Genomic DNA, 13,379 nt, shown 5'->3' on the forward strand with positions numbered 1-13,379 from the left:
CCCATGATAGGGGGAGCCTGCTTTTCGGGAGGGCCGCCGATGGGACACCCATGTCAACGGTGGTTTAACATAGAGACTCTTCTTTACACCGTGGGGGATGTTTGCAAAGGAAAATGAGCCGTGAGTGCATAGTTTCCTTGACATCAAAGGGGAGAAGAGTGCATAGTTTCCTTGACATCAAAGGGGAGAAAATGCAATTAGACGATATTGAGGTTCTGGTCACGGTTGCCGAGACCAAGAGTCTGTCGCAAGCTGCCGAGAGGCTCTACATGTCAAGGCCCGGCCTCTCGCAGAAAATCGCGAACATCGAAGCGCGTTTTGGAGCGAAGCTCTACGAGCGCACCTCAACAGGCGTGGTGCCGACGCCTGCAGGTGTAATCGTTACCAAGTTCGCTCGGAAGATGACCTCTCTTGAAAACTCGTTGGCGGCAGAGCTCGCTGCTGTCGACGAGAACTTCGACTCGACGATCGAAGTGGGCATGAGCTTGGCCGACGGGGTCACGCTTTTGCCCTCGCTCGTGAAAAAGTTCCACGACATCCACCCCGATGCGCTTATTCATCTCGATGCCGATTACGAGCCGGGACTTATGAAGAAACTCAAGGATGACGATATCGATTTCGCCATTCTGGAAAACGAGTCAATTGAAGACGGCATATCAAGCGAAACGTTAGGGTTCTCGCAATTGCTCTTCTGTGCGCCCGATAGGCCCCCCTACAATTCGACGCCGCAACCGGTGAAGGTGAAAACTCTGCTCGAGTGGCCCATGATCATCTACGAGTGGGATTCGGGCCGCCATATGGTGGGGAATCGCCATTTCCGCGACCGCTACGGTGTCTCTCTTCGCGATCACAACATGGTAGCCCGCTTCGATACGCACGAGGCCATGATCAACGGTGTGCGCGCCGGGTTGGGATGGGCGAGCGTTCCCCGTTGCATTGCCCGCCGATATCGCTTCGAGCAGGGCATCATATGGTTCGAAGTCGATACCGACCCCCTGCGCTACCCGATCGATATGGCGTGGAAAACAGGGCGCGCCATATCCCCGCTCGCGCTTGAATTCATGGACTTCATTCGCGAGAACATTCCAGAAGGGTATTTCCAGTCGGACGAGTAAGCGGCCGACTTGCACGAACCCTCAGCATCTAAAATGCCTCCATCTGGGGGCATTTTCTTTATAGGGCTGCACTCACATTACCGAAGCTAACTCATTCAGGCTGTCAACTAGGGCATTCGACGGCTGTATAGCTTTCTTTCCATGCAAGAAACCTTTACGGCAGCGGAAAGAAAACGCTTCTACGATTCTCTCTTTCCCTCTTTCGAACGCCGCAAGCGGTCACTATTCTGCCTTTCGTCGCCAGAAATACGCCGCTGACGGGTCCTTTTCGGATGACCGCGCGGCAGCAGACGAGGGCGAATCGAACAGCTGCGCAACCGGGGGGAAGCGCGAATGGGCACTCCTTTTCCCGGCCATGCGCGAGGTCAAAGCATGAGGAGGAATCGGTGGACAAGCAAGCAATCATCGATGCAAGTCGGAAACGACGCGAAGGGGAGCGGATCTTCTACACTTCGTGCCCAGCAAACGGGTGCTGGGATTCGGCGTGCATCCTGAAATGTCACGTGAAGGACAACAAGCTCATCGCCGTCGAACCTGACGACTCGGTGAACGCGAACGACAGCCGCGAGGACTGCGGTTGGGAGAACATCTGGAAGGGCAACGTCCAGATGCGTCCGTGCGCGATGGGTCATTCGTGGAAGAAGGAAATCGAGGCGGAGACGCGCCTTCTCCACCCGATGAAGCGCGTGGGCGAAAAGGGCCCTGGCAAGGGCTACTTCGTGCAGATCTCCTGGGAAGAAGCACTCGATACGATTGCCGAGAAGCTGAAGGAGATTAAGGGAAAGTATGGTCCCTACAGTATCTTCCATTCGCAGTATCCCAGCTTCGAGAAGAACGGTTTTCCGCTTGCTCCCTGGTGGGAGGCAGGTTTCGGCGCATGGGGCGAGCATTCCACGTCGGGCCATGCGGCAGGTGAGATGCTGCATCTCGGTGTCGACCTCTCCAAGACCGCAAAGGGTCTCTCCGAAGCGCTCCCTGGTTTCGAGGCCTCCGACATCTTCAACTCCAAGCTCTTCATCATGTGGGGAATGGACCCGGTCGTCGCATGGTTCGGCCCGACGTCCTACTATATGCAGCTCGCTCACGAGTACGGCTGCAAGACGATCGTCATCGACCCGCGCTATACGCAGTCCGCTGAAATCCTCGCTGACCAGTGGATTCCCATCCGGCCTGGCACCGACCTTGCCATGATGCTCGCAGTTGCCCAGGTGCTCTACGAGGAAGACCTGATCGACCACGAGTTCGTGAACGAATGGGTCGACAAGGCGGGCTTTGAGGAATGGCGCGCTTACTGCATGGGCGAGGGCGCCGACGGCATCAAGAAGACGCCGGAGTGGGCGGCTCCCATCTGCGCGGTGCCCGCCGAAACCATTCGCGAGTTCGCGCGTCTGTACGGCACCACCAAGCCGGTCCATCTGCAGTACTTCTACTCCTGCGCAAAGCGTCATATGGGCGACTATTCCGCCGCAGCATCGATGCTGCTCCAGGCCATGACGGGCAACATCGCGTGCGCCGGCGGTTGTCAGACGGGTGCATGCCTGCCCACGCCCGGCCGCGTTCCCGCGCCGCGTGCTGACTGGCATCGCGATCCGGGCGACTACAAGGTGCCGGTGCTCTTCAACAACAACTGCCTCACCGAGATCCTTGCGTGCCAGAAGGATTACTGGGAAGGCCGCATGAGCGAGTCGGAGTATCGCCATCGCATCGGTTCGCCCAACAACGAGTGCCCGCTGCCGAACATCCAGATGATTATCTTCGAGAACAACTACGGCAACAACCATTCCAACGTGAACAAGCGTTTCGCGGGCATGGCTGCAACCGAGTTCAACTGGGGCTTCCAGTGGCACTTGAACCAGCCCACCGCAGAGCTGTGCGACATCATCTTGCCTGCTCCCATCTGGCAGCTCGAGGGCATGGACGAATACATGTACGGCCATCAGCGCTTCGTGTCGGGCCCGAACGGCATGCGCAACTACTTCACGTTCTGCGCCCGCGGCCTTGAGTTCCCGGGCGAAGTTCGCTCGAAGGAATGGGTGTGGACAGAAATCGCCAAGCGCCTGGGTGTAGCCGACAAGTACAACCCGCACATGCTCGATGTCGATGTCGATCACTGGGTCGATGCGCAGGAAGCAGTCTATAAGGAGGCCTTCGAGAACTGGGCGAACAACGAGACCGTCATGGCCTATCTTGGCTACGAGAAGCGCCCGACCTGGGAAGAGTTCAATGCGAACCCGGTTGTGCGCACGGAGATCGACGTGCCGTACTACCCGTTCAAGTCGATGATGGAGCGTGGCGAGAGCCCGTTTGCAACCCCGACCGGCAAGATCGAGTTCGTGTCGAATTACGTGAAGACCCACGACATGACCGAATCCCGCTGGCGCGGCAAGATCGACCCGATGCCGGTGTGGAGCCCGAGCTATGTGGAAGGCGACATCGGATCGGCCTCGAACGACGGCTTCTACAACCCGAAGGTGAAGGATTACCCGCTTTCGATGGTGTCGCCCGTCTCGATCTACCGTCAGCATTCCTCTAACGACAACAACCCGCTCATGCGCGAGGACTGCTATCGCCATGCCGTGTGGATTTCGGGCGTCGATGCGCAGGCGCGCGGCATCAAGGACGGCGACATCTGCCGTGTGTACTCCGATCGCGGCGAGGTCGAGCTTACCGCTTACGTCACGAACCGCATGATGCCGGGTACCGCCGCCGTGCACCATGGCGCGTGGTTCCAGACCGACGGCACGCCCGCTGAGCTCAACAAGTTCGGCGAGGACCTTCGCGGTACCCCGAACATCCTGCTCGACGACGGGCACCTGCCGCATATCCTGGGCGCGCTCATCATCGCCGGCCTTGTCGAGGTGGAGAAGGTTCGCGATGGCGACGCGGAAGGATTCGGCAACGAGGCCGAACGCGGCGGCATGCGCGGTGCGAAGGTGGCGTTGGATTTCCGTCGCACGCTCGGTGAGGGGAAGGAATAAGACGATGACCCAGTATGGATTCATGTTCGATATGAACCGCTGCTACGCCTGCCAGGCATGCAGCATTGCCTGCAAGGATTGGCACGGCATCGAGCCGGGCGCTGAGAAGTTCATGACGGTGTACGAATGGGAAGAGGGGACGTTTCCGAATATCCGCCTGCACTCGCTCGCTTTCCCCTGCGCTCATTGCGAGGACCCGGCGTGTCTGAAGGTGTGCGAGTCCGGTGCGATCTATAAGGAAGACGAATTCGGCGCTGTCTTGGTTGACCAGGATAAATGCACCGGTTGCCGCAAGTGCTACAGCGCGTGCCCCTACGGTGCGCCCCGTTTCGCGACCGACGAGCCCACGTGCAAGATGAGCAAGTGCGACATGTGCATCGACCGTCTTGCCGAGGGAAAGCAGCCTACGTGTACTCAAAGCTGCCCGCTTCGTGCTTTTGACTTCGGTCCGATCGACGAGCTCGTCGAGAAGTACGGCGATGTGCGCTACTGCGCAGGCATGCCGAGCCCGGAGGCAACTAAGCCTTCCTATATCATCTGGAACCCGCGCGAGAAGACGCCGCTTCTGCCTTACGACGCCGATGAGGCCATTCGCCTCAACCAGCAGCGTGGCGATTTGGGCACGATGTTCGAGAGCGCCGAGGACCTTGCGACCTTTGATGAGGGAGCCATCCGTCGCAACGAGCTCAAGATGAAGCACGGTTCGGTCGCCGAGCTCATGCGCGCAACGCGTAACGACATGGCTTAGTTGAAAGGGGCTTCCGCGGGCATCGAAAGGGCCTGCGGAAGAGCTTGCCATTTTTCTTGAATGCACGTCGCTGCGTTTGAGCCTTGCCGCCGCCATCGGTCGGGCTTGGCTGCAGCGGCATTGCAGATAATCAACCTGCTTTACGAAAGGGGAAAGCAACATGGAGTGGATTGGAGTTATCGGCATCATCGTCGGTCTCGTCTTCTTCGTCATTGCAGCCATGAAAGGCTGGAATGTTCTTATCACCTCCGTCGTGACTGCCGTCATCATCGCGGTCACGAACGGCATGGGCATCGCCGATGCGATGCTCGGCGCGAAGTCGTCGTATGTGACGGGCCTCGCGAGCTTCGTTCAGAAGAACCTGCTCATCTTCGTGGGCGCGGCCATTTTGGGCGAGTATATCGACAAGTCGGGCGCGGCGAAGTCGATCGCGCAGGCTATCGTCGGCAAGGTCGGCACCAAAAGCCCGTATCTGGTCCTTTTAGCGATTGCCGCCGTCGGCGCGATTCTCACCTATGCCGGCATCTCGATGTTCGTGGCGATGTTCGCCCTCATCCCGCTTGCTCGCCCGATCTTCAAGGAATGCAACATCCCGTGGCATCTGTTCTGCGCCGCATGGTCTTTGGCTGCCTGCTCGTTCACGATGGCAATGATCCCGGGCGTTCCCGCCATCGCGTGGATCAACGCCGCTAACGGGTGCGGCGTCTCCATGACCGCAGCTCCCGTGCTCGGTATCGTGGGCTCCGTCATCGCAATCGTTGTCTCCTGCCTCTACATCAAGTTCGCGCTGAAGCGCGCTCAGGCCAAGGGCGAAACCTACGAGATCACCGCTGCAGATTCCGAGGCTGCCGAGCAGAAGGAAACCCCGAGCCTGTTCATGTCGCTTCTGCCGCTTATCCTGCTGATCGTCATCATCATCGCGGGTTCGCAGCTCGGCGTGGCCAACGTGGTCTACATCGGCATGATCGTCGCCGTTATCGTTTCCATGATCGTTTTCAACAAGTACATCCCGAGCCAGCGCGACACCATGGGCAATGGCGCGAAGAACGCTCTTGGCCCTGCGCTGTTCACCTCTGCCGCCGTCGGCGTCGGTACGGTTGCTGCGGCATCCGTCGGCTTCACCGTCATCTATGAGGCTATCTTCAACATGCCTGGTGGCACCTACGTTTCCGCCGCTACCATGGCCGCTGTGCTCGGTGGCGTCATGGGCTCTGGTTCTGGCGCTGTGGGCATCATCGCGCAGAACTTCCTCGAGCCTTACCTGGCCACCGGCTGCGACCCCGCCGCTCTCGCGAAGATCATCGCGACTGCTGCGACCATCGGCGGCGCGCTGCCGAACTCCGGCGCTATGTTCGGCATGCTGGCTGCTATGGGCCTGAACCACGGCAACTCCTACAAGCACATCGCCGCTATCTCCATCGGTGCCGGTCTGTGCGCATTGATCGTCATGATCGTGTTCGCGAATCTGGGTATCGCGTAACCCACGATTCTCGCTGCGGTCGCGGGGCATTTGCGCGGCCGCAAATCGCCCTCCTCATTCGCGGGCGGGCGGATGATGAGGGGTTTCGTTGACGATGGGCGCTTGTCTTAGGTGCCCATCTCTCAGGGAAGAGGGCTGTCCCCTCCACATAGCAGCTCTTCTATCCCCCACGAAAGACTGTCTCTCCAAAATCAGGTTCCTTTTCCCTCGCAAAACAAGGGACCGCCTGGCAGCCCTCTTCCCTGAGATGTTCGACCAACTCGCAAGGATCCGAATAAAACGGGCCGCAAAGGAAAAGGGGAAACATGAGCGAAGGGGAATGCGCAGCTTTGGCTGCAAAGGGAAAAACGCCGGTTGAGGTGGCGGCTCCCGCCAAGGGCAGGGCACCAAGCGGCGAGGCCGGCAGGGGAGCCAAAACGGCATCGGCGGCATCGGCGGGCTCGGCGGGTTCCTCGGGCTCGAAGGAATCTCTGTTCGAGCGCGTGCCTGATTCGGCGCGCCTAGCCTGGCCCGACATCGCGGCCATCCTTTCGGGTGTCGTGTCGTCGCTCTCGAAGCTCATGGGCGGCGGCATCGTTTCCTTCTACGCGGGCTGCCAGCTCGGCGGCGTGGCAATGGCGATCACGTTTGCCCTGTCGTTCGTCCTGACCTACCTCGTGGGCAAGATAACCTTCCGCGAAGGGCTGCCCAACAATGTGGCTTCACGCCTCTATATTTTCGGCACCAAGGGATCGGCGGTCGGGTCGCTCATCTGGATCTTCCTGCTTGTCGGCGTGCTCGCCGTGGGCACGGTCCAGCTCGGCAACGCCATCCTGTACGCTTTCGGGTGGAACGCGACCTGGGAGCGCTGGGTGCTCTTCGTCGGCATCTCGTGCGTCTGGATCTTCATGGCGCTTTTCGGCACGAAGGTGATCGCGCGCATGAACGCGGCGTTCGTGGTGGCTCTATTCTGCGTGATGGGGTACGTGGTCTACCTGATCGCGGCGAACGGCCAGATGGGGGACGCCCTCACCCATGGCGTGATGATTCCTGGCGTGGAAGTGGGGCAGGGCTTCGCCTACGGCGTGAACTACGCCATCATGACGAGCGGCCTGCTTGCGCTGTTCGCCGCCGACTTCACGCGTTATGCGCGCAAGGAGAGCGACCTTATCCCCATCGCTGGTGTGGGGAGCCTGTTCGCTGTGATCACCTACCTCTTCGGCGCGCTGATTACCTACTTCGGTTTCTCCCAGGCGGTTGAGTACTTCTCGGCGCAGGGATATGACGCGACGGGTGCCGCGCACGCCGCCATCACCAACCCCGGTATCTCGCTCGTCCTCGCGGCGGGCGGCGTGGGGCTCGCCATCATTTGCCTCTCGCAGATGAAGGTTGAAACATCCAACTCCATCGGCGGCGCGAACGCCGTGACGAACCTCTTCGACTCGCTTTTCGGCGTGAAGCTGTCCTGGCCGGTTGCCGTCGTCATCGCCAACGCCATCGGCCTCGCCTTCATCCTCGGCAACATCTTGGACCAGGTGAACGCCTTTATGAGCTTCGGTAGTATCCTTACCATCTCGTGGTGCATGCTCCTCATCACCGACTACTACATCGTTCGCGGTCCTCTGGGGATTGGGAGCCGCGGGGTGCCCCTGTCGTCGGTCGAGGCTGTCAACTGGCGCGGCGTCGTCACCTTGGGCGTGACGAGCGTCGCGAACATGATACTGTACTCGACGGGTGTCGTTTCCGTTCCCTTCCTCACCACCGCCCCCATGACGGTCGTACTCTACCTGATCTTGAGCCTCGCTTTTAAGGAGCGTGTGCGCAAAAACGAGAAGGCGCGGCTCGAAAAGCTTGCTTAGCGAAACGGGTTCGGGGGTATCATATGGCCATAGATTGCGGGGCGCACTCGTACGCGTCCTGCTGGCCCCTCGAGAAAGAAGGATGCTATGGCGGTTATGCCCAAAGAGGTACAGGACGTGTTCAACCAGATGAAGAATGTCGTGCTTGCAACAGCAACCCCCGATGGCGTGCCGAACGCCGACCCGATGGGAATGAAGAAAGTCATCGATGCCGAGACGGTCTACATCTCCGACCAGTTCTTCAACAAGACGCTTGCGAACCTGAAGGAGAACGAGAAGGTCGCCATCACCTTCTGGGGAGACGAAGGCGCCTACCAGATTCACGGCACCGCGACCTACATCAACGAGGGTGAGCAGTTCGAGGAATTGAAGGCGTGGGTGGACGGCTGCTTCGCGGCGATGGGTGCGCCCATCACGGCAAAAGGCGGCGTGCTCGTGCACGTTGACGAGCTCTTCACCTGCTCGCCCGGCCCCAACGCCGGCGCGAAGCTCGCGTAACGCGGCCTGCTCGCTACATACTATCGCGCACCTTCGCGCAGGGGGTGCGCCTTCTCGGCCCCAGGGCGAAATGCCTTGGGGCCGAGTTATCTCTTGGGCGGGAAATAGCCTGCTCCGAGCCACCGCTCGCCTCGCGGCTTCATTCTTCTGGTATGAGCATATCTTCTTGCGATGGCGGCGATTTTCAGCACGTGACGGAGATGTCCCGCGATTGCACTCCGCTAGTATCGCCTCTTGTGCGCAAAACGGTTTGCGTCCGCCTTCTCGCCTTGAGATCGTCTTTCTCGCAAGGCGGGGGCGAAGGTAACGGGAGATGGGAAGCTGTCAGAAGATGAATCAGAGCAAAAGCTACGTTTACGCGCTGTTCGCCATTGTTGTCGTGGGTACCGGCCTCGGGGGCATGACCCAGACGGCGCTCAACGCCATGGCCGACGTCGTCCTCAATGACTTGGGGGTGGAAATCGGCTGGGGCCAATGGCTCGCGACAATCTACATCTTCTGCATGGGCGCAGCGGTTCCCCTCGCATCGTATTTGCAGCGCAAGCTGTCGGTACGCTCCCTCATCCTGTATTCTTACAGCCTTTACCTCATCGGATCGCTGTGCGACTGCCTCGCGGTTAATTTCCCGATGCTCATCATCGGCCGCGTGCTCGAGGCACTCGGCACTGGCGTGCTCATGCCGTTGCTGCAGACGATCGCCATGACGCGCTTTCCCGAGAACCGTCACGGGACGGCGCTGGGGATTGCGGGCATCGCCCTGGGGTTCGCGCCCAATATCGGCCCGGTTGTTGGCGGAGCGCTGTGCACGGCGCTCAGCTGGCGCGCGATGTTCCTCATTTTGGCGTGCGCATCGGCTTTGTTGGTCATTTGCGCGCTTGTCGTTGTTCGCGAACGCGAGGTAAAGGATGCCGCCGCCCATCTCGATGTTGCTTCGCTCGTTCTTTCGACCTTCGGGTTCGGTGGGCTTTTGCTCGGTTTCACGGCTGCTGCCAACATGGGGCTTACCGAGCCGCTCGTGTGGGCTCCGGTGCTTGCGGGAATCGCGTTCGTGGTGTTGTTCGTAACGCGCCAGCGTTCTATCGCAGAACCGCTACTTGAACTGCGGATTTTCGAATACAGTGAATATCGCGTGAGCATCATCGCGCAGTGTTTGCTCTATGGCTGTTTCATGGGAATGACGCTCGTCATTCCGCTCACCGTCATCGAGGCGGGTGGGCATAACGCCTTCGAGGCGGGTCTCGTCCTGTTCCCGGGGGCGTTGGCGGCGCTTGTGTTCGAGCCCGGCGCGGGCATGGCAACCGATCGCTTCGGTGCGCGCAGAGTTGCGATATTCGGAGGATGTTTCCTTGTCGCGGGAGCTCTTATGTGCGCAGTCGTTCCGAGCGATGCTTCGCTGTGGCTTATGGCGGTGGGCCAAACGCTGCGTTGCGTGGGCCTTACGACTCTTATTCCCACCACAACGTCGTGGGGTTTGGGCTCTTTGGGAAAGGCGGGACTGACGACGCACGGCTCGGCAGGGATGATCATGTCGCGCCAGATCGCAGCGTCCCTTGCAACAGCAGTCATGGTATTCCTCATCGGGTGTTTCCCGCTATCGGGCGAGTTTATGGGCTTTCATGCCGCGCTCGGTTTCTCGGCGCTGCTTGCGCTTGGCTGCCTTCTCGTGGTTGTCGCGAAGATTCCCCGCAGCGGAAAGAGTGCGAACTTGTAAGTGCTTCGTTCGGGCGAAGTCTGCGTACCTTCCCCATAAATCAAGGAATACTTCGGCGCCACCCGTCCGAGCTCGCTCGCGGCGCGGTGGCACATTCGCGTCGAATCCCCTGACTTCCATGACGACCAGCTTGACAAGGCTGAGGTACCAGGGGTGCGACCGACGCAGACAAAACGCTGCTCGAGGCACGTAAAGGTCCAGGCCGAGCGCCCTCTTTACGCTCGCAAGGGGAAAAGAAGAAGCCTTCTGGAGCAAAACCCTTAGTTGGTGGTCAAGAGAACGAGTTATGCGCGGTTGCTTCACTCGAGAATGATAAGCTAGAGGTAGAAAAACCCCAAACTGAAGCCAAATGGGGTGAAACTAAGGCTTATCAAGTTGAAAGTAGCGCTTCGGGCGAAGAGCGGGCGCGCACAACTCGCGATTTTGACCACGAACTCGGGCTACTCCTCCCGAGAGGTGAATCATATGAGGGAGCGGCGCGTCGTCGGCGTGCTTCTCGCGCCGCGGTGCCTGCAAGCTTGTGCCTCTGGACGTCGAGAGCAGCGAGATTCAACGGGATGCGCGTCATGAAGCGTTCGCTGGCGCTCGCTCTTGGGCATTTACCCTCGCTGTCACAGAAACGCCCACAAAACCTCGCGGGCGTTCGTTTTGTATGGGGGCGCTTTCCCTCGGCGCACGCGCTCGTTCTCGGGTATCATAAATAGGTTGGACTTTTGGCATTTTAGAAAGACGAACGATACCTATGATCTTGCAGCTCGAGCATATCTCCAAGTCATTCGGCGGCCGCGTGCTGTTCCACGACGTTACTTTCAAACTCGAAGAATACGACCGCTTGGCGCTCGTGGGCCCGAACGGTGCTGGCAAAACCACCATGCTCAACATCATCTCCGGCGATGATGGTGCCGATGAGGGCCGTATCCTGTTCGCGAAGGGCGCGCGCGTGGGCTATCTCGAGCAGGAGGCGATCGAGATGGACGAGCAGCCCATCTTCGACGAGGTCATGGCTTCCCAGGTGGAAGTGCTCGCTGCCGAAAAGCGCCTTCGTGCGCTCGAGGAGTCGCTCGGGGAAAACCCCACCGAGCGCGATCTTGCCGCCGCGGGCCGCGCGCGCGACGAGTTCGAGCGGCTCGGCGGCTACGTCATCGAGGCGAAGGTGCGCGGCGTGCTGTTCGGCCTCGGTTTCAAGGAAGAAGACATGCGCCGCATGACGAGCGAGTTCTCGGGCGGCTGGCAGATGCGCATCGCGCTCGCGAAGCTGCTGATTAGAAACCCCGAGGTGCTTCTGCTCGACGAGCCGACGAACCATCTGGACTTGGAAAGTGTGAAGTGGCTTGAAAGCTTCCTTCGCAGCTATTCGGGCACCGTCATCGTCGTCAGCCACGACCGCGCGTTCATGGACAACATGGTCGATCGCGTGGCCGAAGTCGACAACCAGCAGGTCAACCTCTACAAGGGAAACTACACCGCCTACCTGCGCCAACGCGCCGAGCGTATCGAACGGCTGAAGCAGGAGCGCACCAAGCAGATCGAGGAGATGAAGCGCCTCGAGGCGTTCGTCGAGAAGTTCCGCTACAAGGCGACAAAGGCACGTCAAGCGCAGGAGCGCGCGGCGAGGCTCGAGCGGCTCAAGGCCGAGCTCGTGGAGATCCCCGAGGAAAAGAAGACGGTGCACTTCAACTTCAAGCAACCGCCGCGTACGGGCGACATGGTGGTCGAGGCGCGTGGCCTGCGGAAGTCCTTCGGCGACCATCACGTCTACGACGGCTTGGATTTCACGATGTACCGCGGCGAGAAGGTGGCGCTCGTCGGGCCTAATGGCGCCGGCAAGTCGACGCTCCTGAAGATGATCGCCGGGGTGCTCGCGCCCGATGCGGGTACGATCAAGTACGGCACGCATGTGTCGAAAACCTACTACGCGCAGCATCAGCTTGAAGAATTGACCTCGGGAAACACCGTCTTCGAGGAAATCGATCACGTGGCGCCGGGCTGGACGATCAGCCAGATTCGCACGCTTTTGGGCGCGTTCCTCTTCAACGGCGACGACGTCGACAAGCGCGTGAGCGTGCTCTCCGGTGGCGAGAAGAGCCGTCTTGCGCTGGCGAAGATGCTCGTGGCGCCGCGTCCTCTGCTGTGCCTCGACGAGCCGACCAACCACTTGGACATCGCGAGCGCCGATATTTTGGAGCAGGCGTTGAACGCGTTTGAGGGCACGGTGCTGTTCATCACGCACGACAGGCACCTCATCAGGGGCGTTGCGAATCGCATCGTGGAAGTGAAGGACGGACGCGTCACCAACTATGCGGGCGATTATGACTACTACCTGTTCAAGAGCGGCCAGCTCGATGGCGAGGCTCCGAAGGAATCGTCGCTCGTCGATGAGGTTATGGGAGGCTCGGGCGGCAAGGCCGCAAGCGCGATGAAGGCGGCGGGGAAGGCTCCGGCGTCGGGCAAGACCGGGTCGGGCAACACGGCTGGCGCCAGTGCGCCTTCGGGCTCAAAGACCCAGCTCACGGCTCCGCGCGGCAGTGCTCCGAAGACGAAGGAGCAGAAACGCCGCGAGGCCGAGGCGCGCAACCGTGCCTACGCGGCGCTCAAAGGCCATCGCAAGCGCATCGCCGAGCTTGACAAGCAGATGGAACGCGACAATGCGCGCATGGCGGAGCTGCTCGAGCTTATGGCCGACCCCGACTTCTACATCAACGAGGATGCGTCGTCGGATGCCATCGCCGAGCATGCCCAGCTTAAAAAGCGCATCGCGGCGGCGGAAGAAGAGTGGTTCGTGCTGAACGAAGAGCTCGAGGCCGAGATGGAGAAGCAGAAAGCGCAAGCGTGATTCGAGCGTTGTTTCGTTGCTTGCAATTGACTCGCTGGGTTTCGGGCCGGCTCCACGCGCAGTTCCGCACGAGCCGAACAGCCCAGTGGGCTGTTCGTGCGAGCTCAGGACTGTTTGAGCATGGAGCCGGCGCGGAATCCAGCCCCCGCGTTAAGGATTGCTTACGTTGCAAGGAATA

At 60.0% G+C, this 13,379-nt stretch carries 8 protein-coding genes; all 8 read left to right on the forward strand.

All coding sequences use genetic code 11. The features are described 5' to 3' along the window. Nucleotides 1-191: 191 nt before the first annotated feature. The 8 genes from Q0G85_RS07440 (at nt 192) to abc-f (ending at nt 13,201) form a co-directional block, all read left to right on the forward strand. Nucleotides 192-1,115 carry a LysR family transcriptional regulator gene (locus Q0G85_RS07440; RefSeq protein WP_297156251.1) on the forward strand — a complete coding sequence of 308 codons (924 nt, stop codon included), beginning with the start codon at nt 192-194 and terminating at the stop codon, nt 1,113-1,115. A 386-nt stretch (nt 1,116-1,501) separates the two neighbouring features. Beyond that, nucleotides 1,502-4,093: a molybdopterin-dependent oxidoreductase gene (locus Q0G85_RS07445; protein ID WP_297156253.1), complete on the forward strand. Its 2,592-nt coding sequence runs from the start codon at nt 1,502-1,504 to the stop codon at nt 4,091-4,093. 4 nt (nt 4,094-4,097) lie between these two features. Further along, nucleotides 4,098-4,841 carry a 4Fe-4S dicluster domain-containing protein gene (locus Q0G85_RS07450; protein ID WP_297156255.1) on the forward strand — a complete coding sequence of 248 codons (744 nt, stop codon included), beginning with the start codon at nt 4,098-4,100 and terminating at the stop codon, nt 4,839-4,841. A 160-nt stretch (nt 4,842-5,001) separates the two neighbouring features. After that, the gene (locus Q0G85_RS07455) at nt 5,002-6,321 is read left to right on the forward strand and encodes a GntP family permease (RefSeq protein WP_297156257.1); all 1,320 of its coding nucleotides are present in this window, start codon (nt 5,002-5,004) and stop codon (nt 6,319-6,321) included. 305 nt (nt 6,322-6,626) lie between these two features. Then, nucleotides 6,627-8,159: a hypothetical protein gene (locus Q0G85_RS07460; protein WP_297156259.1), complete on the forward strand. Its 1,533-nt coding sequence runs from the start codon at nt 6,627-6,629 to the stop codon at nt 8,157-8,159. Between the two features lie 96 nt (nt 8,160-8,255). Then, nucleotides 8,256-8,657 carry a pyridoxamine 5'-phosphate oxidase family protein gene (locus Q0G85_RS07465; protein WP_297156261.1) on the forward strand — a complete coding sequence of 134 codons (402 nt, stop codon included), beginning with the start codon at nt 8,256-8,258 and terminating at the stop codon, nt 8,655-8,657. 313 nt (nt 8,658-8,970) lie between these two features. After that, entirely contained in the window at nt 8,971-10,368 is a 1,398-nt protein-coding gene (locus Q0G85_RS07470; RefSeq protein ID WP_297156263.1) for an MFS transporter, read from the forward strand. A 742-nt stretch (nt 10,369-11,110) separates the two neighbouring features. After that, complete coding sequence (abc-f, locus tag Q0G85_RS07475) at nt 11,111-13,201, forward strand: ribosomal protection-like ABC-F family protein (protein WP_297156265.1); 2,091 nt, start codon at nt 11,111-11,113, stop codon at nt 13,199-13,201. Nucleotides 13,202-13,379: the final 178 nt, after the last annotated feature.

The sequence above is a fragment of the uncultured Ellagibacter sp. genome (genome assembly GCF_934617235.1).
GTDB lineage: Bacteria > Actinomycetota > Coriobacteriia > Coriobacteriales > Eggerthellaceae > Ellagibacter.